The 20,806-nt window shown below is 66.9% G+C and carries 21 protein-coding genes; 10 read left to right on the top strand and 11 right to left on the bottom strand.

The annotated features are described in order from the left end of the window. Positions 1 to 2: 2 nt before the first annotated feature. Both LDO86_RS02430 and LDO86_RS02425 read right to left on the bottom strand, forming a co-directional pair. Complete coding sequence (locus LDO86_RS02430; RefSeq protein WP_224084247.1) at positions 3 to 671, bottom strand: response regulator; 669 nt, start codon at positions 669 to 671, stop codon at positions 3 to 5. After that, entirely contained in the window at positions 668 to 2,248 is a 1,581-nt protein-coding gene (locus LDO86_RS02425) for a sensor histidine kinase (RefSeq protein WP_224084460.1), read from the bottom strand. Before LDO86_RS02425 ends, LDO86_RS02430 begins: the two co-directional genes overlap by 4 nt. Positions 2,249 to 2,557: 309 nt before the next feature. On the opposite strand from LDO86_RS02425, the gene LDO86_RS02420 reads away from it, so the two are divergent. From LDO86_RS02420 to LDO86_RS02405, 4 genes are read left to right on the top strand one after another with little or no spacing between them, the layout of a single operon-like run. Further along, complete coding sequence (locus LDO86_RS02420; RefSeq protein WP_018771724.1) at positions 2,558 to 3,568, top strand: tripartite tricarboxylate transporter substrate-binding protein; 1,011 nt, start codon at positions 2,558 to 2,560, stop codon at positions 3,566 to 3,568. Next, on the top strand, positions 3,565 to 4,068 hold the full coding sequence (locus LDO86_RS02415; RefSeq protein WP_224084246.1) for a tripartite tricarboxylate transporter TctB family protein: 504 nt from the start codon (positions 3,565 to 3,567) through the stop codon (positions 4,066 to 4,068). The genes LDO86_RS02420 and LDO86_RS02415 overlap by 4 nt, the downstream gene beginning before the upstream one ends. Then, a complete protein-coding gene (locus LDO86_RS02410; RefSeq protein WP_018771726.1) occupies positions 4,069 to 5,607 on the top strand; it encodes a tripartite tricarboxylate transporter permease in 1,539 nt (512 codons plus the stop codon). It abuts the gene before it with no gap. Positions 5,608 to 5,664: 57 nt separating this feature from the next. Next, a complete protein-coding gene (locus tag LDO86_RS02405; protein WP_018771727.1) occupies positions 5,665 to 6,060 on the top strand; it encodes a universal stress protein in 396 nt (131 codons plus the stop codon). 2 nt (positions 6,061 to 6,062) lie between these two features. Here LDO86_RS02405 and LDO86_RS02400 read toward each other — a convergent pair whose 3' ends face one another. Then, positions 6,063 to 6,944, bottom strand: a complete 882-nt coding sequence (locus LDO86_RS02400) for a fumarylacetoacetate hydrolase family protein (protein WP_224084245.1) — start codon at positions 6,942 to 6,944, stop codon at positions 6,063 to 6,065. Positions 6,945 to 7,152: 208 nt separating this feature from the next. On the opposite strand from LDO86_RS02400, the gene LDO86_RS02395 reads away from it, so the two are divergent. Then, positions 7,153 to 7,413 carry a hypothetical protein gene (locus LDO86_RS02395; protein WP_056392283.1) on the top strand — a complete coding sequence of 87 codons (261 nt, stop codon included), beginning with the start codon at positions 7,153 to 7,155 and terminating at the stop codon, positions 7,411 to 7,413. Between the two features lie 71 nt (positions 7,414 to 7,484). Here LDO86_RS02395 and LDO86_RS02390 read toward each other — a convergent pair whose 3' ends face one another. From LDO86_RS02390 to LDO86_RS02375, 4 genes are all read right to left on the bottom strand, one after another. Continuing rightward, positions 7,485 to 7,730, bottom strand: coding sequence for a hypothetical protein (locus tag LDO86_RS02390; protein WP_018771730.1), 246 nt, complete (start codon positions 7,728 to 7,730; stop codon positions 7,485 to 7,487). Positions 7,731 to 7,892: 162 nt separating this feature from the next. Further along, positions 7,893 to 9,485, bottom strand: coding sequence for a histidine ammonia-lyase (gene hutH, locus LDO86_RS02385; protein WP_224084244.1), 1,593 nt, complete (start codon positions 9,483 to 9,485; stop codon positions 7,893 to 7,895). Positions 9,486 to 9,488: 3 nt separating this feature from the next. Continuing rightward, positions 9,489 to 11,186 (bottom strand): urocanate hydratase, encoded by a 1,698-nt coding sequence (hutU, locus tag LDO86_RS02380; RefSeq protein WP_018771732.1) that lies wholly within the window; start codon positions 11,184 to 11,186, stop codon positions 9,489 to 9,491. A 139-nt stretch (positions 11,187 to 11,325) separates the two neighbouring features. After that, entirely contained in the window at positions 11,326 to 12,168 is an 843-nt protein-coding gene (locus LDO86_RS02375) for an IclR family transcriptional regulator (RefSeq protein WP_224084243.1), read from the bottom strand. Between the two features lie 334 nt (positions 12,169 to 12,502). On the opposite strand from LDO86_RS02375, the gene LDO86_RS02370 reads away from it, so the two are divergent. Both LDO86_RS02370 and LDO86_RS02365 read left to right on the top strand, forming a co-directional pair. Beyond that, the gene (locus tag LDO86_RS02370; RefSeq protein ID WP_224084242.1) at positions 12,503 to 13,990 is read left to right on the top strand and encodes an amino acid permease; all 1,488 of its coding nucleotides are present in this window, start codon (positions 12,503 to 12,505) and stop codon (positions 13,988 to 13,990) included. 48 nt (positions 13,991 to 14,038) lie between these two features. Next, positions 14,039 to 14,674, top strand: a complete 636-nt coding sequence (locus LDO86_RS02365; protein WP_026266143.1) for a LysE family translocator — start codon at positions 14,039 to 14,041, stop codon at positions 14,672 to 14,674. Positions 14,675 to 14,819: 145 nt separating this feature from the next. On the opposite strand, the gene LDO86_RS02360 is transcribed toward LDO86_RS02365, so the two are convergent. Beyond that, a complete protein-coding gene (locus LDO86_RS02360) occupies positions 14,820 to 15,683 on the bottom strand; it encodes an SDR family oxidoreductase (RefSeq protein WP_276572212.1) in 864 nt (287 codons plus the stop codon). A gap of 139 nt (positions 15,684 to 15,822) precedes the next feature. Here LDO86_RS02360 and LDO86_RS02355 point away from each other — a divergent pair, with 139 nt between their 5' ends. Both LDO86_RS02355 and LDO86_RS02350 read left to right on the top strand, forming a co-directional pair. Continuing rightward, entirely contained in the window at positions 15,823 to 16,209 is a 387-nt protein-coding gene (locus LDO86_RS02355; RefSeq protein ID WP_223993613.1) for a helix-turn-helix domain-containing protein, read from the top strand. A gap of 167 nt (positions 16,210 to 16,376) precedes the next feature. Beyond that, a complete protein-coding gene (locus tag LDO86_RS02350) occupies positions 16,377 to 16,643 on the top strand; it encodes a hypothetical protein (RefSeq protein WP_018772205.1) in 267 nt (88 codons plus the stop codon). A gap of 22 nt (positions 16,644 to 16,665) precedes the next feature. Here the strand turns inward: LDO86_RS02350 and LDO86_RS02345 are convergent, their stop codons facing one another. Beyond that, entirely contained in the window at positions 16,666 to 17,415 is a 750-nt protein-coding gene (locus tag LDO86_RS02345; RefSeq protein WP_018772204.1) for a 3-hydroxybutyrate dehydrogenase, read from the bottom strand. Positions 17,416 to 17,478: 63 nt separating this feature from the next. After that, complete coding sequence (locus LDO86_RS02340) at positions 17,479 to 18,858, bottom strand: MFS transporter (RefSeq protein ID WP_018772203.1); 1,380 nt, start codon at positions 18,856 to 18,858, stop codon at positions 17,479 to 17,481. A gap of 127 nt (positions 18,859 to 18,985) precedes the next feature. On the opposite strand from LDO86_RS02340, the gene LDO86_RS02335 reads away from it, so the two are divergent. Next, positions 18,986 to 19,882, top strand: coding sequence for a LysR family transcriptional regulator (locus tag LDO86_RS02335; RefSeq protein ID WP_018772202.1), 897 nt, complete (start codon positions 18,986 to 18,988; stop codon positions 19,880 to 19,882). On the opposite strand, the gene LDO86_RS02330 is transcribed toward LDO86_RS02335, so the two are convergent. After that, positions 19,879 to 20,790: a fused MFS/spermidine synthase gene (locus LDO86_RS02330; RefSeq protein ID WP_018772201.1), complete on the bottom strand. Its 912-nt coding sequence runs from the start codon at positions 20,788 to 20,790 to the stop codon at positions 19,879 to 19,881. The genes LDO86_RS02335 and LDO86_RS02330 overlap by 4 nt on opposite strands. Positions 20,791 to 20,806 lie beyond the last annotated feature (16 nt).

Below are 20,806 nucleotides of genomic sequence, written 5' to 3'. Positions count from 1 at the left end.
AATCAGGCTCCCTTCAGGACGTACCGGCGCTCCGGCCGTCCCACGCCGTACTTGAGCCGCACCTCCAGGGTGCCTTCGTCGTGCAGGTATTCCAGGTAGCGGCGGGCGCTGACGCGGGAAGTGCCCAGTTCCTGGGCCACTTCTGCGGCTGACACGTCACCGGCGGCAGCGTTCAGTGCCGCCTCCACCAGCCTCAGGGTCTCGATGCTGCAGCCCTTGGGGAGCGGACGTTCGGCGCGGTCCAGGCCGAACACCCGGTTGACGTCCGACTGCTCGGCCACGTCCTTGGACGCGTCAAGGCCTTGGTAGGCACTGCGGTAGTGCTCCAGCCGCTCCTGCAGGTCCGTCTGCGAAAAAGGCTTGATCAGGTAATGGACAATGCCGCCCCGGAGCGCCTTCCGCACGGTCTCCACCTCCCGTGCGGCACTGATGACCAGCACGTCCAGCTCCGGTGCCACCGCTCGCAGGCGCTGCATCAGGTCAAGGCCGTTGATGTCCGGAAGGTGGATGTCCAGCAGCACCAGGTCCGGCTGGAGCCGTTCGGTTTCCGCCACGGCCTGGGCCCCGGTGTGTGCCGCACCCACCACGGCGAAGCCCGGCGTGCGCTGGATGAAGCCGGCATGCACCTTGGCCACCATGAAGTCGTCATCGACGATCAGGACCTTGATCATGGCTGGGTACTCCCTCGTTTCAGCACGGCGGTAAAGACAGCCCCATTATCGTTGGCCACCGCCAGGTTCCCGCCACTGCGGCGGCACACCACCCGGGACAGCGCCAGCCCGAAACCGCGGCTGCCGGCCGGGCCCGGTTCCTTGGTAGTGAAGCCCTGGCGGAAGATGTGGTCCGTGGAGCTGCCGGGAACGCCGGGACCATTGTCCCGCACCGTCACCACGACGCCTTTCCCTGCCTTGCCCTCCACCCGCACCGTGACGGCTCCCTGCGGAAGCCCGGTGACGGCGTCGAACGCGTTGTCCACCAGGTTCCCCACCACGGTGGTGAGGTCCCGGGACAACTCGTCATCAACGGGGTCCAGCACGGAGTCGGGGTGCAGCTGCAGGGCCACGCCCCGTTCGGTGGCGAGGCTGGACTTGGCGATCAGCAGGGCAGCGAGCGCGGGATCCTTGATCCGGCCGGTCACTTCGTCATTGAGCCGGGTCCGGTCCACGGTGGCACCGTTGACGAACTGGACCACGGAGTCGTACTCGCCGATCTGGATCAGGCCGGAAATGACGTGCAGCTGGTTGGCGAACTCGTGCGCCTGGGCCCGCAGGGTGTCCGTGGCAGTGCGGGTGGTGCCGAGTTCCTGCTCCAGTTCGGAGAGTTCCGTGCGGTCGCGAAGGGTTGTGACCGAGCCGATGACCCGGCCGCGGGACTGGATGGGCACCCGGTTCATCACCACCAGCCGGTCCCCCACCAGCACCAGCTGGTCCGGCCCGGGCTGGTCCCGGGTGAGGACTTCCTTGAGGGCGGGTTCGACGGCGAGGCCCGCCACGCGTTTGCCCACGCAGTCGGGCGGGAGTCCGAGCAGGGCGCGGGCGCTGTGGTTGGCCACCGTGATCCGATCGTGCAGGTCCAGCGCAACCACACCCTCCTTGAGGCCGTGCAGCATGGCTTCGCGGTTCTCCACCAGGCTGGTGATTTCGCTGGGTTCCATGCCGAGAGTCTGCCGTTTGACCCGCCGCGAGAGCAGCAAGGAGCCGGCAATGCCCAGGACGCTGGCGACGCCCAGGTACGTGAGGAGGTTGGGGACGGCGTCGCCCAGCCGCTCGAGCACGGTGGGATAGTTGCGGCTGATGGAGGCGATCCCGATCATGCGGCCGGTATCGTCCAGGACCGGGACGTGGGCGGAGAGGAGCGGGGCCGGCGTGCCGCCCACCACTCCGGTCCAGGCCCTGCCTTCCATCACCCGGCTGGCGCCGAGCTCCAGCGGCTCGCCCAGCAGGCTGGGGTCCGAGGACGCCACCACGGTGCGGTCCAGTTTCGCGAGCGCGACCCGGGAGGAGCCCGAGACGATCCGGACGGATTCCGCCACCGACGGCAGGACGGCCCCGCCGCGCGGTTCGGCGTCCGGGAGGAGTTCGCGCACCACGGGGTTGCCGCCCAGGGCTTCCGCGGCCGACAGGGCACGCCTGCCTTCGATCCGTTCGAAGGCGGCCGCGGACTGGGCCAGGGAGATGGCCACCACGCCCACCAGGACGGCCAGGACAATGAGCAACTGCAGCAGAAGGTACTGCCCCGCGAGGGACATTCCTCGTCGTCGAGTCACAATGGTCTTCCTGGAGTTGCTGGTTGGGCCGGGAGTTGTCCGGCGGGTTTGGCTGGCCCCTTATGCGCGCAGCAGCGCGGGCCCAGGGCCGGGGTTGGTACCGGGAACTATATCCCAAAGCCCGCGGCCGGGCCGTTGTGGGGGTTTGGAAACGTGAACGCAATGAACACAACTTTCTCTGCGTACACAAGAGTGATCGGCGTCACGGCCGCCCCTAGCATCGGAACCACAAGGCATCGGAACCGCAAGGCAGCCGATGCCGGTCAGATTTGTTCGAGAGAAGAGGAACACATGCGCCAGATCCGCGCATTGCGAATTGCCGCCGTTGCCGCCGGCATCGCCCTGATGGCCACCGGTTGCGGTGCCACCAGCAAGAGCTCCACCGGTTCGGAAAGCTCCGGCGCCGCCGCCGGACCCATCACCGGCCTGCAGATCATGGTCCCCAACACCCCCGGCGGCGGTTACGACACCACCGCCCGCGCCGCCGCGAAGGTCCTCGACGACGAGAAGATCTCCACCAACACCGAGGTCTTCAACCTCGCAGGGGCCGGCGGCACGGTGGGCCTGGCCCGCGTGGTCAACGAGAAGGGCAACGGCGATCTTGCCATGCTCATGGGCCTGGGCGTTGTCGGCGCCAGCTACACCAACAAGTCCGAGTCCAAGCTGACCGACACCACCCCGCTGGCCCGGCTGATCGAAGAGCCCGGCGCCATCATGGTCAGCAAGGACTCCCCGTACAAGACCATCGATGACCTGGTGAAGGCCTGGAAAGCCGATCCCGGTTCCATCGCCGTGGGCGGCGGCTCCTCCCCCGGCGGCCCGGACCACCTGCTGCCCATGCAGCTGGCCGGGGCCGTGGGCATCGACGCCACCAAGGTCAACTACGTTGCCTACGACGGCGGCGGCGACCTCCTGCCCGCAATCCTGGGCAACAAGCTGGGCTTCGCCGCTTCCGGCGCCGGCGAGTACCTGAAGCAGATCGAATCCGGCGAGGTCCGGGTCCTGGCCACCAGCGGCGAGAAGCGCCTGGACGGCGTGGACGCACCCACGCTCAAGGAATCCAACATCGACCTGGTGTTCACCAACTGGCGCGGCGTCGTGGCCCCTCCGGGAATCAGCGACAAGGACAAGGCATCCCTGATCGCAGCCCTGGAAAAGATGCACGGCACGGCCGGCTGGAAGGAAGCGCTGAAGACCCACAGCTGGACCGATGCCTTCATCACCGGTGACCAGTTCAAGACCTTCCTCACCGAGCAGGACAAGCGGGTGGCGGACGTCCTCACCAAGCTTGGGTTGGCGTGACCTCCCTGACCACAGGCCTCAAAGGCCGCTCCGAGCTGGGAGTTGCACTCCTGCTCGGGGCGGCCGGCGTCCTGGTCTTCCTGGATGCCAACGGCCTGGTAACCCCGTATTCGAAGTCCGACCCGGTGGGTCCCAAAACCGTTCCGTTCATCGTGGCCGGAATGCTGGTGGTCTGCGCCGTGCTGCTGGCCGTCAACGTCCTGCGCGACGGCAAGGGCGAGGCTGAGGGCGGCGAGGACGTCGACCTCACGCACCCCGCCGACTGGAAGACCGTCCTGCCGCTGGCCGGCGCCTTCATCCTGAACATCCTGCTGATCGACTGGGCCGGCTGGGTGATCTCCGGAACCGTCCTGTTCTGGGGCAGCGTCCTGGCCCTCGGCAGCCGCCGCTACGTCCGGGACGGCGCGATCTCCGTGGCCCTGTCCCTGTTGACCTTCTACGGCTTCTACCTCGGCCTGGGCATCGCGCTGCCGGCCGGCCTCCTGGAAGGAATCCTCTAAATGGACGTCTGGTCCTCCCTGATGGACGGCTTCGCCACCGCCCTGACCCCCATGAATTTCCTGTACGCCGTCATCGGCGTCGTCCTGGGCACCGCCGTCGGTGTCCTCCCCGGCCTGGGCCCGGCCATGACCGTTGCCCTGCTGCTCCCCGTCACCTATGCCCTGGAACCCACCAGCGCCTTCATCATGTTCGCCGGCATCTACTACGGCGGCATGTACGGCGGTTCCACCACCTCGATCCTCCTCAACACTCCCGGCGAATCGTCCTCCGTGGTCACCGCCATCGAGGGCAACAAGATGGCCAAGGCGGGCAGGGCGGCGCAGGCGCTTGCGACGGCGGCCATCGGCTCGTTCGTCGCCGGCACCATCGGCACGGCGCTGCTGGCCGTCTGCGCGCCGATCGTGGTGAAGTTCGCAGTGAGCCTTGGTGCACCCAGCTACTTCGCCATCATGGTCTTGGCGCTGTTGGCGGTCACGGCCGTACTCGGTTCGTCGCGCTTGCGCGGCTTTGCTTCCCTGGGCCTGGGCCTGGCCATTGGTCTTGTGGGCATGGACTCCGTGACCGGCCAGCGCCGCCTCACCTTCGGCCAGCCGCTCCTGGCGGACGGCCTGGACATCGTGGTGGTGGCCGTGGCCATCTTCGCCGTGGGAGAGGCCCTCTGGGTGGCCGCGCACCTGCGCCGTACCCCCCTGCATGCCATTCCCGTGGGCCAGCCCTGGATGGGCAAGTCCGACTGGAAGCGCTCCTGGAAGCCCTGGCTGCGGGGGACCGCCTTTGGCTTCCCGTTCGGCGCACTGCCGGCAGGCGGCGCCGAGATCCCAACCTTCCTCTCCTATGTCACGGAAAAGCGCCTCAGCAAACACCCCGAAGAGTTCGGCAAGGGTGCCATCGAGGGCGTTGCCGGTCCGGAAGCAGCCAACAACGCGGCGGCCGCCGGCACCCTGACCCCCATGCTGGCACTGGGCCTGCCCACCAACGCCACCGCCGCCGTCATGCTCGCGGCCTTCACCAGCTACGGCATCCAGCCGGGCCCGCAGCTTTTCGAAAGCCAAGGGCCCCTTGTGTGGGCGCTGATCGCCAGCCTCTTCATTGGCAACCTGCTGCTCCTGCTGATTAACCTCCCGCTGGCACCGATGTGGGCGAAACTCCTGCAGCTGCCCCGCCCCTACCTGTATGCCGGCATCCTGTTCTTCGCCACGCTGGGAGCCTACTCGGTGAACCTGCAGGCGTTCGACCTGGTGATCCTGCTGGTCCTGGGCGCACTGGGCTTCATGATGCGGCGCTTCGGGCTTCCCGTCCTGCCGCTGATCCTCGGCGTGATCCTGGGTCCGCGGATCGAAGGGCAGCTCCGCAAGACCCTGCAGCTGAGCGCGGGTGACCCGGCAGGGCTCTTCAGCGAGCCGATCGCCGTCGGGATCTATGTCATCATTGGCCTCATCCTGCTCTGGCCCTTTGCCTACAAGCTGTACCGGCGCAGCCGTCCGGACCGCAGGCCGCTGGTTCCCGCCAATTCGGGCGCAGCTGACTACAGCGACTGAGCAGGGCCGCCCCGTCGCCAGATCCCACTACCCGCATCGAGCAGAAAAGGAGACTCCATGACCGTCGTTGTGGGATACGTCCCCACCCCCGAGGGCGAAGCCGCCCTCACCCAGGCCATCACCGAGGCCAGGAAGAGCAACAGCACCCTGGTGCTGATCAACTCCTCAAAGGGCGAAGCACCGGTGGACAACCGCTTTGCGCAGGACGGCGACATCCAGGACATCGAGAAGCGGCTGGCCGGCCAGGGCATCGAGTACCTGATCAAGCGGCCCGTCCGCGGCCATGATGCCGCGGCCGAGGTGCTGGACGCCGCGGAGGAGCACAACGCCGAACTGATCGTGATCGGCCTGCGCCGCCGCACCCCGGTGGGCAAGCTGATCATGGGCAGCACGTCCCAGCGCATCCTGCTGGAGGCGGACTGCCCGGTCCTGGCGGTAAAAGCGGGCCAGTAACCCTAGGCTCTGACGGCCGCCCGTGCCCGGAACAACTCCTGACGCTGGCGGCCCAGGCCGTCCACCTCTACCTCCACCACGTCGCCCGGCTGGAGGTAGGGGAAACGGCCGCTGAGGGCCACACCCTGCGGCGTCCCGGTCAGGATCACGTCACCCGGTTCAAGCCGCATGTACTGGCTGCAGTGGTGGACCAGTGAGGGCGCATCAAAGATGAGCTCCGATGACGACGAATCCTGGCGCGGCTCACCATTCACCCAGCTGCGCAGCCGCAGGTTGCCGCCGTCGATCTCCCCCGCCGGAACCAGCCAGGGGCCCAGGGGCGTGGACCCGGGAAGGGATTTCCCCTTGGTCCATTGCCCCGCCGCTCCCGGCAACTGGTATTCCCGCTCGGAGAAGTCGTTGGCGGTCACATAGCCGGCAATGCACTTGGACGCCTCGTCGACGGACCCGAGGTAGCTGGCTTCGCTGCCGATCACGATGCCCAGTTCCACTTCCCAGTCATATTGGGTGGAGTGCGGCGGAAGCGGGGCGGGGTCGCAGGGGCCGGTGACGGTGTTGCTGGGCTTGAGGAAGACGACGGGAACCGTTGGCGGTTCGGCACCCGATTCGGCGGCATGGGCGGCGTAGTTCATCCCGATGCCCACCACCGAACCGGGCCGGGCCACGGGGGAACCAACCCGAAGCGCAGCGGCGCCCGCCAAAACCGGCAGTTCCCCGGCCTCCAGTGCATCCCGCACCCTGTCCAGTCCGCCCCCGGCAAGGAACTCCCCGTCCACGTCGGCGGCAAGGGGCAACAGGCTGAAATACCGGTCGATGCCGTCCGCCGGGGAAACCAGGACCGCAGGCTGCTCGCTGCCGCTTTCGCCCAGGCGCATGATCTTCATACCGAATTCTCCTCAAGCCGTATCGATCGGGTGCTTCCAGGGCCCCCGGGCCCCGAGATCCATGGTCGTTGATTCGCTGCGATCCCGCGAACGGACGCCATTGTGACTGCACGTCCGGAGCCCTCAAAGGACAGTCATCTGACATCTATCCCGAGCAGTCGGTAGAATGGTTGAGCCATCTTGGCACGAAACACAGAAAGTGCAGTACATGACTACAGCCACATTGGAGCGGATCCCCGCCGCCGCCAAGCCCACCGAAGGACCTGCTTTGCGGTCCATCAGCCTGGAGTTCTCCAGCGCCAGCGAGGTCCACGCAGGACTGGAAGAGGCGGTGGCCGAACTGATTGGGGTGGCAGCGAAGGATGCCGAGTGCGGCATCCGCGTCACCAGGCTGCACCCGGGAAGCTACACGGTAGCCCTGGACGCATCAGTACCTTTCGGCGAAACGTACGAGTCCTTCGCGGCCTGACCACGCCTACAAAAAATCCCCGCACGCCATACGGCAGTGCGGGGATTTTTTGGTTGCTGCTTGCGGGACTGCTAGCCGCGGCGGACCTCCACGCCGTCGGACTTCAGGAAAAGCTGCTTCTCCGCGGGGCCTGACGGACCGGCCGGAACCAGCCAAAGGACGTTGCCGCTTTGGGACACCTCTTCCACCTCCCCGGCTGCCACCACATGCGCATGCTTGATGATCTCGACGCGGTCCCCGGCCTTGAGGGCCTTCCAGTTGGATACCGCGGCGGAATGGGCATTGCGCCTGGACAGGACTGCCCCACGTGCTTTCATTTGAACTTCTACCCCTTTGTATCGTTCTGCTGCCACAGCTTCTTTGATGTGACTTTCACTACATCTTCAGTTCTACTACACTCCCGGCGCCACGGTGGGTCGTGGCGCCGGAAATTCCACCTTTCGGACGGACGGTCAGTAGGCGCTGAAGATTCTTCGGTATCAGGCGAGCGGCCCGACGGCGGATTCGGCTGCCCGGAGCACGTCACCTGAGGCGACCAGGCGGTCAGCCGCTTCCAGTTCCGGCGACAGGAACCGGTCCGTCCCCGGCCCCTCCACCACCCCGCGGAGCGCGGCCACGACAGCGGTACCCGCGGGCCCCGGCGTCAGGACCCCGCCCGAGAGCTGCGAGCGGATGTCCAGCGCCCGCGCCGAGGTCACCAGTTCGATGGCCAGGACGCGGCGGAGGTTTTCCACCGACTTGCGCAGCTTGCGTGCCGCATGCCAGCCCATGGAGACATGGTCCTCCTGCATGGCGGAGCTCGGAATCGAGTCCACGGAGGCCGGAACGGCAAGCCGCTTGTTGTCCGAAACCAGGCCGGCCTGGGTGTACTGGGCGATCATCAGCCCGGAGTCCACGCCGGGGTCAGCGGCGAGGAAAGCGGGCAGGCCATGCGACCGGGCAGGATCCAGCATGCGGTCGGTCCGGCGTTCAGCGATGGAGCTGAGGTCGGCGACGGCGATGGCCAGGTAGTCCAGGACGTATGCCACGGGCGCGCCGTGGAAGTTGCCGTTGGAGCTCACACGCCCGTCGGGAAGGACCACGGGGTTGTCGATGGCTGCCGCCAGCTCCCGGGTGGCCACCAATTCGGCGTGGTCAACGGTGTCCCGGACGGCACCGGCAACCTGGGGGGCGCAGCGCAGCGAGTAGGCGTCCTGCACCCGGGAGTCCCCCACCCGGTGCGACGCCACGATGGGAGAGTCCGACAGCACGCGGAGCATGTTGTCCGCGCTTGCCGCCTGGCCCGGGTGGGGCCGCAGCGCAGCGTGCAGTTCGGGCAGGAATACCTGGTCGGTGCCCAGCAGCGCCTCGACGCTCAGGGCGGCGGTGATGTCCGCCGTCGACAGCAGTTGGCGAAGATCGGCGATGGCCATCAGGAGCATGCCCAGCATGCCCTCGGTGCCGTTGACCAGGGCCAGGCCCTCCTTTTCGGCGAGGGTGACGGGCTCGATGCCGTGTTCTGCCAGCAGCTCAGCGACAGGCCGCTCTCCCCGCCCGCCGTAAGTCACGCCGTCGGGCCCTTCCGCTTCCCCTTCGCCCATCAGGACCAGGGCGCAGTGGGACAGTGGCGCCAGGTCACCGGAGCAGCCCAGCGAGCCGAACTCGCGGACCACGGGGGTGATGCCGGCGTTGAGGACGTCCACCATGGTCTGCAGGACCACGGGGCGGACGCCGGTGCGGCCGGAGGCAAGGGTCTTGGCGCGCAGGAACATGATGCCGCGGACCACCTCCCGCTCCACGGCCGGCCCCATGCCCGCAGCGTGGCTCCGGATGAGGGACTTCTGCAGCTGGGTGCGCAGTTCATTCGGGATGTGGCGGTTGGCCAGGGCACCGAACCCGGTGGAGATGCCGTAGGCGGGGACGTCGCTGGCGGCGAGGTCATCGATGTGGGCGCGCACCTTGGCGACGGTTTCCAGGGCGTCCGGCGCGATGGTCACCTTCGCGCCGTGGCGTGCGACGGCGAGCAGATCCCCGGGCGTGACGCCGACGGACCCGAGGGTGACGGTCAGCGGTTCGTGTGTCGTAACAGTCATTTTCTACTTGCCTTCATTCATGGGGATGCGGACGCCGCGTTCCCTGGCGACGTCGAGGGCGCGTTCGTAGCCGGCGTCGGCGTGGCGGATGACGCCCATGCCGGGGTCGTTGGTGAGGAGGCGCTCGAGTTTCTGCGCTGCGAGGTCGGTGCCGTCGGCGACGGAAACCTGGCCGGCGTGGATGGAGCGGCCGATGCCCACACCGCCGCCGTGGTGCAGGGACACCCAGGTGGCGCCGGAGGCAGTGTTGAGCAGGGCGTTCAGCATTGGCCAGTCGGCGATGGCATCGGAGCCGTCCGCCATGGCCTCGGTCTCGCGGTACGGGGAGGCGACGGAGCCCGAATCCAGGTGGTCGCGGCCGATCACGATGGGAGCCTTGACCCTGCCGTCCTTGACGAGCTGGTTGAAGAGCAGGCCGGCCTTGGCGCGTTCACCGTAGCCGAGCCAGCAGATGCGCGCCGGCAGGCCCTCGAACTCGACCCGTTCCTGGGCGGCGTCAATCCAGCGGTGCAGGTGCTTGTTCTCCGGGAAGAGCTCCTTGATGGCTTCGTCCGTCACCCGGATGTCTTCCGGGTCACCGGACAGGGCGACCCAGCGGAACGGGCCAAGCCCTTCGCAGAACAGGGGCCGGATGTAGGCGGGGACGAAGCCGGGGAACTCGAAGGCCCGGGCGTAACCACCCTTGCGGGCTTCGTCGCGGATGGAGTTGCCGTAGTCGAACACCTCGGCGCCGGCGTCCTGGAATTCCACCATGGCCTGGACGTGCCGGGCCATGGATGCCTGGGCCTTCTTGGTGAACCCTTCAGGATCAGCCTCTGCCTCGCGGTGCCACTCGTCCACGGAAATGCCTTCGGGCAGGTAGGACAGGGGATCGTGGGCGGAGGTCTGGTCGGTGACGATGTCCACGGTGAGTTCGCCGGCCTTGTGGCGGCGCAGGATCTCGGGGAAGACTTCGGCGGCGTTGCCCACGTAGCCCACGGACCAGCCGCGGCGTTCCTCCTTGGCCTTGAGCACCTTGGCGATGGCGGCGTCGAGGTCGGTTTCCACCTCGTCCAGGTAGCGTTTGCCGGCCCGCCTGCGCAGGCGGGTTTCGTCGACGTCGACAATCAGGCAGGCGCCCTCGTTCAGGGTGACGGCGAGCGGCTGGGCGCCGCCCATGCCGCCGCAGCCGCCGGTGAGGGTCAGCGTGCCGGCGAGCGTGCCGTTTTCGTCCCCTGTGAGTTTGCGGGCGATCGCGGCAAAGGTCTCGAAGGTGCCCTGCAGGATGCCCTGGGTGCCGATGTAGATCCATGAACCGGCCGTCATCTGGCCGTACATCATGAGGCCCTCGGCCTCGAGCCGGCGGAATTCGGGCCAGGTTGCCCAGTCGCCGACGAGGTTGGAGTTGGCCAGCAGCACGCGCGGGGCCCACTCGTTGGTACGGAAGACGCCCACCGGCTTTCCGGACTGGACCAGCAGGGTCTCGTCCTTTTCCATGGTCTCCAGGGTGCGGGTGATGGCATCGAACGCTGCCCAGGAGCGGACGGCGCGGCCAGTGCCGCCGTAGACCACCAGGTCGTCCGGGCGCTCGGCGACCTCGGGATCCAGGTTGTTCATCAGCATGCGCAGCGGCGCTTCGGTCTGCCAGGACTTGGCGGTGAGCTCGGTGCCGCGGGCTGCTTTGACCGGGCGGGCCCCGGTGGTGAAATCGGCGGGTGCCATGATGGGCTCCTTTTCTTGGTGTCTGAGGTTTCGAAGAAGTTCTGTATCAACTAAAGCCCTTTGAGGACGGGCTTCACAGCGGTTTTAGCGGGGTGCTGTCCGGTATTTCAGACCAGCGCCGTCAGTTGTTTGGCTGCGCTCAATTGACCGGGCGGCCGTGGATGCGGACCGAGAGTTCGTCGGCTACTTTCTGCACCCGGGCCGCCAGTACCGGCCACTCGTCAGCAGGCAGTTTGTCCTCCAGGAAGGTGACCGCGACGGCCGCGGTAGGCCACCCCAAATGGTCGGTGACCGCGGCGGCAATGGAGCCGAAGCCAGGGGTCACCTCGCCGTGTTCGGTGGCGTAGCCCCGCTGGCGGACCTGGTCCAGGTGCGAGGACAGGGCGGAGTACTTCATGATGGCCCCCTCCACCTCGTGCCGCGCAGTGAAGGCAGCAGCGTTGGGGTACAGGGCGCGCACCTGGGATTTGGGCAGGGCGGCAAGGATGGCCCGGCCGCTGGCAGTGAGGTGGCTGGGCAGCCTGACACCGACGTCGGTGACCAGGGACGGGCGGTTCTTGGCCCGCTCCTCCACGATGTACAGGACGTCGCGGCCGTGCAGGACGGCGAGGTGGGCGCTCTCGCCAATCGCGTCCACCAGCGAGGCAAGCAGTGGGCGGCCCAACCGGGACAGCGGCTCCTGGCGCGAGTACGCGGAGCTGAGCTCGAAAGCGCTGATGCCCAGCCCGTAGCGCTGTTCCTCGTGCAAATGGAGGACGAAGCCATTGGCCTCCATCACCCCCAGCAGGTGGTAGACGCTGGAGCGGGGCAGGTCCAGGCTGGACGCGATCTGCGACGCCGCCATGGGGCCACGCCGCGAAGCCAACAGCTTGAGGATGCGCAGGGTGTTTTCTGCGGCAGGAACTTTTGACGTTGCCTTGACGGATGCCCGGGGCGCCTGGTTCCCGGCGCCCCCTGTTTCGGCGCTTAGTGCAGTGCTCATCGGCTGGAAGGGTCTTTCTGGCTAGCTCTGTCCGGTATCCCGTACTTAAGCTTGCGCCCCTTGAGATGTCGTTTGAACCCCGTTCGGAGTCACCGTGTCTGAAATACCGGACATTCGCTCCGTCGTACGCCTTATCGACACGCATATCCCTTTTCGCGCCCTAAATATCCGGCGCGAAAAGTAAGATGCGCAGCGCCAAATGATATCCGCAGCGAAAGGGCGCTGCGAACAGTCTGAAATGAAAGACAGCAACCCGCCGTGAGCCTGATCACGGTGCCTGCGAAAATGGTCTGCTGGTTAGCGGCTCCCCTCCCAATGACGAGAAGGTATTTGCATGCAACCAGCTCCAACCCCAACCCGGACCAAAACCGCGGCGGAAACGCACAAGCCAACTGCCGGCGTGGGGCATGTCCTCAACCGCGGGCTGAACGTCCGGCACATCCGCTTCATGGCGCTGGGCTCGGCGATCGGCACCGGCCTCTTCTATGGCTCAGCCTCCGCCATCCAGAAAGCCGGGCCGGCAGTTCTGCTGGCCTACATCATCGGCGGCGCAGCCGTGTTCATGGTGATGCGCGCCTTGGGCGAAATGGCCGTGCGGCACCCGGTATCGGGTTCCTTCAGCCAGTACGCGAGCCGGTACCTCGGCCCCCTCGCCGGCTTCGTGACCGGCTGGACGTACGTTTTCGAGATGGCCATCGTGGCGATCGCCGACGTCACGGCCTTCAGCATCTATATGGGCTTCTGGTTCCCGCAGGTGGACCGCTGGATCTGGATCCTGGCCGTCATCTGCTTCCTCGCCGCGCTGAACCTGCTCAGCGTCAAGGTCTTCGGAGAACTTGAGTTCTGGTTCTCGCTGATCAAGGTGGCGGCCATCATCGCCATGATCGCGGGCGGCGCTGCACTGATCGTGTTCGGCTTCCAGGGCGACGGCACTGCCGTGGCTCCGGGACTGGGCAACCTCGTTGACCATGGCGGATTGTTCCCCAACGGCTTCGAAGGCCTCCTGGCATCGTTCGCCGTGGTGATGTTCGCGTTCGGCGGCATCGAGACCCTGGGCATCACGGCCGGCGAGGCGGCTGACCCCAAAAAGGTCATCCCAAAGGCCGTGAACACTGTGCCCGTGCGCGTGCTGCTGTTCTACGTCCTCACGCTCGGAGTCCTGATGAGCCTCTTCCCGTGGGACCAGGTGGGCACCAGTGGCAGCCCATTCGTGCAGATCTTCAGCGGCCTGGGCATCCCGGCGGCACCGCACATCCTGAACGCCGTGGTGATCACGGCCGCGCTTTCAGCCATCAACAGCGATATCTTCGGCGCCGGACGCATCCTTTTCGGGCTTTCCAGCCAGGGCCATGCACCGGCCGCCTTCGGCAAGGTCTCCCGGCACGGCGTCCCGTGGATGACCGTGGTCATGATGGCGGGAATCCTCCTGGTGGGAGTGGTCCTCAATGCCGTTATTCCGGAGGATGTGTTCCTGGTGATTGCCTCGATTGCCACCTTCGCCACCGTTTGGGTCTGGGTGATGATCCTCGCGTCCCATGTTGCAATGAAGCGGGAAATCGCCCGCGGGGGCCTGCCGGCGTCGGAATTCCCGTCGCCGTGGTGGCCCGCCGCCTCCGTCCTGACCATCGCTTTCATGGTGCTGGTGATCGCCATCCTGGGCGCGTTCGAGGACACCCGGATCGCCCTGTACGTGGGCGCGGCATGGCTGGGACTGCTGGTGATGGCCTACCGCCTGTGGATCAAGGGTGACGGCCGACGCCGGGCCCACCTTGAGGACGAGACCTCGCCGCTGCCGGTGGTCGGGGCAGGCACGGGCAGCTAAGCCGGAAACAGCCGGCTGCGGACGCCCGTACCGGAGCTACAATCAGCCATGGTTCCAATGTCCAACCTGGTGGCATTCGCCCTGGCGTCCGTAATCCTGATCGCCGTCCCGGGCCCCAGCGTGCTGTTCGTCATTGGACGTTCCCTCGCGCTGGGGTGGCGCGGCGGCGTCCTCACCGTCCTGGGAAATGCCACGGGCCAGTTGGTCCAGGTCATCGCCGTGGCCCTTGGCGTGGGTGTGGTGGTGGCCGAGTCCGTGCTTCTTTTCAGCATCGTGAAGCTGGCAGGTGCCGCTTACCTGGTTTTCCTGGGGATCCGGACCATTGTCCGCCGGGGGCACGGTTCCCGGCGGCTTGCGCCGCCGCCGGCCTCCACTCCGTGGACGTTGGTGCGCCAGGGGGCGGTGGTGGGCGCCACGAACCCGAAGTCGGTGGTGTTCTTCGTGGCGATCCTGCCCCAGTTCGTGGACTACCCTGCCGGCAACATTCCGTTCCAGCTTGCACTGCTGGGTGCTGTCTTCCTGCTGATCGCGTTGGTCTCGGACAGCGTGTGGGCGATCGCGGCGGGGTGGGCGCGGCTGTGGTTCGTCCGCTCACCGCGGCGCGTCCCCGCGGTGGAGGCGGTCGGCGGGGCAATGATGATCGGCCTCGGCGGAACGCTGGCCCTAACCGGATCCAAAACCTAGGACTGCACCTGCCCTGGCAGCAGTACTGAAGCAAGAAGTGCCCGGTCCCCGAACGGACCGGGCACTTCCATGTTCTGCTCTGTAAGACCGGCGCCTGTCAGGCCACTGCCCTGTCAGCCCACTGCCCCGTCAGGCCTGCGCTCCCCTAGCCCGCAGCAGCGGCGGCCCGTACCGCCTGGCCGAGGGACGTCGTCGGGCGCCCGATCAGCCTGCGCAGGTCGCCGGTGCTGACCAGGAGATCGCCGCGCGCAATGCCCAGGTCCGAATCAGCCAGGATCCCGGCAAAAGCCTCGGGAACACCCACACCGGTGAGCAGGCCAACGTAATCCTCGGTGGGCAGGTTGTTGTAGCGGACGGGTTTTCCGGTGGCTGCGGTGATCTCGGACGCCAGGTCCGCCATGCTGAAGGCCTCGTCGCCGCCCAGCTCGTAGACCTTGCCGGCCTGGCCATCGGCCACCAGGACCGCTGCTGCGGCGTGGGCGTAGTCGGCCCGTGCGGCCCCGCTGACCTTGCCCGCTCCGGCACTGCCCGCGAGCGCTCCCTGGGCCAGGGTGCCCGGCAGCTGTTCCGTGTAGTTCTCCAGGTACCAGCCGTTGCGCAGCAGGACGAAGGGGACGCCGGATTCGCGCAGCAGCGCCTCCGTGGCCTTGTGCTCATCCGCCAGCAGCATGCCCGTGGTGTCCGCATTGGCGATGCTGGTGTAGGCCAGCAGCTCCACGCCTTCGGCCTTTGCGGCGTTGATCACGGTGCGGTGCTGTTCCACCCGCCGGCCCACTTCGCTGCCGGAAATCAGCAGCACCCGCCGGGCGCCCTTGAGTGCTTCGGCCACGGAACCAGGGTCGGCATAGTCCATGTGCTGCACGCGTACCCCGCGCGCGGAAAGGTCTGCGAGCTTCTCCACCGACCGGCCGGCGGCCACGATATCCGCGGCGGGTACGCCCCTCTCCAGGAGGGCTTCAAGAACGTGGCGGCCCAACTGTCCGGTGGCGCCTGTAACAACAATGCTCACGGTGGTTCCTTTCGGGGGTTTTTCTCTGTCAGAGGGCACAACCATGGCCAGTCGGCAGAACTTCCCAACAGAGAGTACGCACTTTGAAGTAAGGTACTAACCCAAGAGTTAGGTACCAGGCTTTGGGTAAGCTGAAGGCATGGAAACAGCACCTCACGCGTCGCCCCTCCCGCAGGCCTTTGCCGACGGCGTGTTCCCCGCCGGGTGCCCCAGCCGGACCCTGCTGGACCACATCACCAGCAAATGGGGAGTCCTGATCCTGCTTTCCCTGTCCGAGGGTGAGCAGCGCTGGAGTGAATTGCGGCGGCGGGCCGAGGGAATCAGCGAGAAGATGCTGGCCCAGACATTGAAGACCCTGGAGCGTGATGGCCTGGTCAGCAGGAACGCCCAGCCGGTCATTCCGCCCCGCGTGGATTACAGCCTCACGGAGCGGGGCTACGAATTGAGCGCTCTCCTGGTGCCTTTGGTTGCGTGGGCATTCGACAACGCCGAGGACATCATCAACGGAGCCGGCCTGGGCAGGTAATGCCCCCCTCAGAACTTGAGTACCTGTTACTGATGTTGCTGATGTGATTAGCGCCTAGCGTGGGCGTACGGTGGCGGCCGGAATGGGAGGACCATCCTCCGCTGGGAGCGTTCGGCCAACCAGCACCGTTAGCGGGCGGCAGGCTGCCGCCTGGAGGAGTTGGTCACATGGCCAGGGACGACTACGCACAGGATTTTTCCCGCCTGGGCCAGCCCGTCAGCGTGGGTGAAGCGCTGGGACAGGTCCTGGGACTGATGCTGGAGGCCTTCAGTCCGCGGTCCCCTTACCGGGTGGGTGACACCGTCATAGGCGACGACCCCTTCAGCGGCAGGCGCGAAGGGGTCGTCGTGTGGCGGGACCGGCGTTCGGTGGGGGTGAAGACGACCTACGGCGTCTTCTTCTTCGACCACCGGCTGGTCAAACCCCTGGAATAGGAGGCGCGGGGCCGGACGGGTGCTACCGCGCGGACCAGCCCCCATCCATGGTGTAGCTGGCGCCGGTGACCATTCCGGCGTCCGCGGAAGCCAGCCAGGCCACCAGGGACGCCACTTCTTCCGGCTCCACCAGGCGCTTGATGGCCGCCTCGGTGAGCATCACCTTGGCCAGGACCTCGGATTCGGGGATGCCGTGAACCTTGGCCTGGTCGGCGATCTGCGACTCCACCAGGGGCGTGCGCACGTAGCCGGGGTTGATGCAGTTGGACGTGACCCCGTGAGCCCCGCCTTCCAGCGCCGTCACCTTGCTCAGCCCTTCCAGGCCATGCTTGGCGGAAACGTAGGCGCTCTTGAACGGGGAGGCCCGGATCCCGTGCACCGACGAGAGGTTGATGATGCGGCCGAAGTTGTTCGCGTACATGTGTGGCAGCGCCGCCCGGATCAGCAGGAAGGGCGCCTCCAGCATGAGGGTGATGAGCCGGCGGAAATCTGCCGGCTCAAAGTCCTCGATGGGGCTGATGCGCTGGATACCGGCATTGTTCACCAGGATGTCGCAGTCCAGGCTGAGGGTGGCCAGGGCGTCAACGTCCAGCAGGTCCACGCCCCACGCGGTGCCGCCCACCTCATCGGCGAGCGTCGCCGCCGCGGCGGCGTCGACGTCGGCCACCACCACTTTCGCTCCCCGCGCGGCAAGTGCGCGCACGCACGCCGCCCCGATTCCGCTGGCACCGCCGGTGACCAGCGCCTTGCGTCCATTCAACGTGTCCTCCATTGCAGTTCTCCTTTTGTGCGCCTACGCAGTCCAGCGGGTTCCATCGGTCCAATGGTGGCCAGGTCAGCCATGCGTGGGGCTGAGCAGTCCCTCGCGGGCGGCGTCTTCCTTGTCCACGTCTTCCAGGGCAATGCCCTTGGTTTCCTTCAGGCTCAGGACGGCCACGGTTGTGATGGCGCAGGCCACCACCAGGTAGATGGCGGTGGGCACCCATGAGCCGGTGTCCTTGAGCCACTGGGTGGCCAGCAGCGGCGCCAGGGAGCCGGCGAAGATGGACGTGACCTGGGAACCCAGGGAGGCTCCGGAGTACCGCATGCGGGTGGGGAACATCTCGGCCATGATGGCCGGCTGGCCGGCGTACATAAGGCCGTGCAGGCACAGTCCGATGGTCACGGCAAGGACAATCACCACGGCGTTCCGGGTGTCGAACATGGGGAAGGCGAAGAACGGCCAGGTGGCACCCAGGATGGCTCCGGCGAGGTAGACCGGCTTGCGGCCGATCCGGTCCGCCAGGCGGCCGTACTGCGGGATGATGGCGAAGTGGATGACGTGCGCGATCAGCAGTGCCAGCAGCAGTGATGACGTGTCGTACTTGTGCACGCTCTTGAGGTAGACAATCGCGAAGCTGACCACCAGGTAGTACATGATGTTCTCCGCGAACCGGAGGCCCATGGCCTGGAAGATGCCCTTGGGGTACTTGCGGACCACCTCGAACACGCCGTAGCTGACGGCCTGTTCCTTTTCCACCAGTTCCTTGGCTTCGAGGAAGATGGGGGATTCACTGACGTGGGTACGGATGTAGTAGCCCACGAAGACGATCACGGCCGAGAGCCAGAAGGCCACGCGCCAGCCCCAGCCAAGGAAGGCCTCGCTGCTGAGGGTGGTGGACATGATGTACAGCACCAGGGTGGCCAGCAGGTTGCCCACCGGGACGGCGGCCTGGGGCCAGCTGGACCAGAAGGCGCGGGTCTTGTTGGGGCTGTGTTCTGCCACGAGGAGGACTGCTCCGCCCCATTCGCCGCCCAGCGCGAAGCCCTGGATGAACCGCAGGGCCACCAGCAGTGCGGGGGCCAGGTACCCGATGTCGGCGAAGCCGGGGAGGCAGCCCATCAGGAACGTGGAGACGCCGATGATCACGATGGTGAGCTGCAGCGTGGGCTTGCGGCCCAGCTTGTCACCGATCTGGCCGAACACGATGCCGCCCAGCGGGCGTGCAATGAAGCCCACGGCGTAGGTGAGGAAGGCCTGGATGATCCCGTCGAGCTCGTTTCCGGTGGCGGGGAAGAAGTACTTGCCGAAGACCAGGGTGGCGGCGGTGGCGTAGAGGAAGAACTCGTACCACTCCACCACCGTCCCCACCATGGAGGCCGCGACGATCTTCTTCAGTCCTGATCCTTTGGGTGCATGCCCGGCCTCGTTGGCGGGGCGCTGCTCTACGCTCATGGTTTCTCCTAGTGTCCACATTGACACGCGCTGTGATCTCCAGCACAAGTGACTCAGATGAGTATTGCTGCACAAACCAGGCGCTTCAATGCCCAAAGCGGCACGAAACGTGTGCACAATTGCAGATATGAATGCGAACCCCGATGACCTGCTGGTCCTCCTGGCAGTGTCCCGCTCGGCCAGGTTTACGACGGCGGCCCAGGCCCTGGGCTTGAACCACACCACGGTGTCCCGCAGGATCGCCGCCCTTGAGAAAGCGCTCGGCGGCCGGGTATTGTCCCGGGCAGCAGGCGGCTGGGAACTGACGGAGCTCGGCGAACGGGCCGTGCGGGCAGCGGAACAGGTGGAAGCGGTGCTGGGCACGCTGGGACCGGCAGGCCAGGCACCCGACCCGATTACCGGCGTCGTACGCATGACCGCCACCGATGGCTTCAGCGCCTACATTGCAGCCCCAGCGGTGGCGCGCCTGCGCCGGGACCATCCGGGCCTCAGCGTGGAAGTGGTGACCATGACGCGCCGTGCCCTGCAGCAGCGGTCCGGCCTGGACATCGAGGTGGTGGTAGGCGAGCCGCAGGTGCACCGGGCGGAGGCCATCCGGCTGGGTGAATACCGGCTGGGAATGTACGCGTCCCGCGCCTACCTGGCGGAGCACGGGACACCGGCCACCGTGGCTGAACTCAACGGGCACCCGCTGGTGTATTTCGTGGATTCAATGCTGCAGGTGGATGACCTTGACGCGCCGCGGCGGCTGGTTCCGGCCATGCGCGACGGCCTCACCTCCACCAACGTGTTCGTGCACGTGGAGGCAACCCGGGCCGGGGCGGGGGTCGGGTTCCTGCCGTGCTTCATGGCGGACCTGCACGATGACCTGGTCCGGCTGCTGCCCGACGAGATCGGCGAACTGCTCCCCTACTGGCTGGTCCTGCGCCCGGATTCGCTGCGCCGGCCCGCGGTTGCCGCGGTGGTGCAGGCCCTCCGGGAACGGATGGCGGATTACCGCGAAGCGCTCCTGGGCCGGGCTTAGGCTTCCGGGGGCGCCGGCGGGTCGTGGCGGACTGCCGCTCCGGCGGCGAACGCCCGGACCTGGGCGTCGTCCCAGAGGTGGGCCGGGACGGCTCCGCCCAGGAGCCTGCGCCGCAGCTGTGGGTCGTCCACGATGGGCGAGTCGCTGCCGGCCATCACCATGTTTCCGTAGCGCCGGCCCTTCAGCATGGCGGGGTCGGCAATGATCACCGTGTGCCGGAAGGCTGCCGCAATGGTGGCCGCGTCCTCCCGCGCATTCCGGAGGTCGGGGGCATCGCCGGAGTTGGCCACGTACAGGCCGCCCGGGGCCAGGACCCGTTTGACGTGCGCATTGAATTCGGCGGTGGTCAGCGGGCGCGGGGTGTGGGCGCCGGCGAAGACGTCGCGGATGATGAAGTCCCGGGTGCCGGCCGTCAGGGTCTCCGTCACGGCGCGGGCCTCCCCTACCCGGATCCGGAGCAAAGGCGCCTTGGGAAGGTCGAACCAGTTGCGGACATGCTCCGCGAGCTTGCCGTCCAGTTCCACCACCACCTGGCGGGCGTCCGGGTAGGCTGCGGCGAAGTAGCGGGCCATGGAGCAGGCGCCGCCGCCCAGGTGCAGCCCGCGCAGCTTTGCCGACGATGCGTCCGACGGCGGCCAGCGGGATTCAATGAGCGCCGCCATCCACCGCATGTACTCGAAGTCCAAAAACAGGGGATCGGCGAGGTCGATGTGCGAGCTCATGACCCCGTTGATCTTCAGGAGCCAGCCCGTGGAGTTGTCCTGGTCCGCCACCAGCTCGCAGTCACCGGTATCGATGTAGTAGACACCCTCCACCGGACCACTCTGGCGGGAGCCCGCAGGCACCTCCACCACGCCTGCAACCGCACGGATGCTGTTCCGGCCCCCTGACCTTCCGCGTTTTGCCATTACCCGTGCCACGCTT

Source organism: Arthrobacter sp. StoSoilB19 (assembly GCF_019977275.1).
Taxonomy (GTDB): Bacteria; Actinomycetota; Actinomycetes; order Actinomycetales; family Micrococcaceae; genus Arthrobacter.
Note: the sequence above shows the minus strand (reverse complement) of the source record. Positions and strands in the feature narration are given on the sequence as shown.

Bases quoted from the DNA above. Each gene is read 5' to 3' on its own strand.
- LDO86_RS02430 (WP_224084247.1), bottom strand. From the start codon at position 671: ATGATCAAGGTCCTGATCGTCGATGACGACTTCATGGTGGCCAAGGTG.
- LDO86_RS02425 (WP_224084460.1), bottom strand. From the start codon at position 2,248: ATGTCCCTCGCGGGGCAGTACCTTCTGCTGCAGTTGCTCATTGTCCTG.
- LDO86_RS02420 (WP_018771724.1), top strand. From the start codon at position 2,558: ATGCGCCAGATCCGCGCATTGCGAATTGCCGCCGTTGCCGCCGGCATC.
- LDO86_RS02410 (WP_018771726.1), top strand. From the start codon at position 4,069: ATGGACGTCTGGTCCTCCCTGATGGACGGCTTCGCCACCGCCCTGACC.
- LDO86_RS02405 (WP_018771727.1), top strand. From the start codon at position 5,665: ATGACCGTCGTTGTGGGATACGTCCCCACCCCCGAGGGCGAAGCCGCC.
- LDO86_RS02400 (WP_224084245.1), bottom strand. From the start codon at position 6,944: ATGAAGATCATGCGCCTGGGCGAAAGCGGCAGCGAGCAGCCTGCGGTC.
- LDO86_RS02395 (WP_056392283.1), top strand. From the start codon at position 7,153: ATGACTACAGCCACATTGGAGCGGATCCCCGCCGCCGCCAAGCCCACC.
- LDO86_RS02390 (WP_018771730.1), bottom strand. From the start codon at position 7,730: ATGAAAGCACGTGGGGCAGTCCTGTCCAGGCGCAATGCCCATTCCGCC.
- hutH (WP_224084244.1), bottom strand. From the start codon at position 9,485: ATGACTGTTACGACACACGAACCGCTGACCGTCACCCTCGGGTCCGTC.
- hutU (WP_018771732.1), bottom strand. From the start codon at position 11,186: ATGGCACCCGCCGATTTCACCACCGGGGCCCGCCCGGTCAAAGCAGCC.
- LDO86_RS02375 (WP_224084243.1), bottom strand. From the start codon at position 12,168: ATGAGCACTGCACTAAGCGCCGAAACAGGGGGCGCCGGGAACCAGGCG.
- LDO86_RS02370 (WP_224084242.1), top strand. From the start codon at position 12,503: ATGCAACCAGCTCCAACCCCAACCCGGACCAAAACCGCGGCGGAAACG.
- LDO86_RS02365 (WP_026266143.1), top strand. From the start codon at position 14,039: ATGGTTCCAATGTCCAACCTGGTGGCATTCGCCCTGGCGTCCGTAATC.
- LDO86_RS02355 (WP_223993613.1), top strand. From the start codon at position 15,823: ATGGAAACAGCACCTCACGCGTCGCCCCTCCCGCAGGCCTTTGCCGAC.
- LDO86_RS02350 (WP_018772205.1), top strand. From the start codon at position 16,377: ATGGCCAGGGACGACTACGCACAGGATTTTTCCCGCCTGGGCCAGCCC.
- LDO86_RS02345 (WP_018772204.1), bottom strand. From the start codon at position 17,415: ATGGAGGACACGTTGAATGGACGCAAGGCGCTGGTCACCGGCGGTGCC.
- LDO86_RS02340 (WP_018772203.1), bottom strand. From the start codon at position 18,858: ATGAGCGTAGAGCAGCGCCCCGCCAACGAGGCCGGGCATGCACCCAAA.
- LDO86_RS02335 (WP_018772202.1), top strand. From the start codon at position 18,986: ATGAATGCGAACCCCGATGACCTGCTGGTCCTCCTGGCAGTGTCCCGC.
- LDO86_RS02330 (WP_018772201.1), bottom strand. From the start codon at position 20,790: ATGGCAAAACGCGGAAGGTCAGGGGGCCGGAACAGCATCCGTGCGGTT.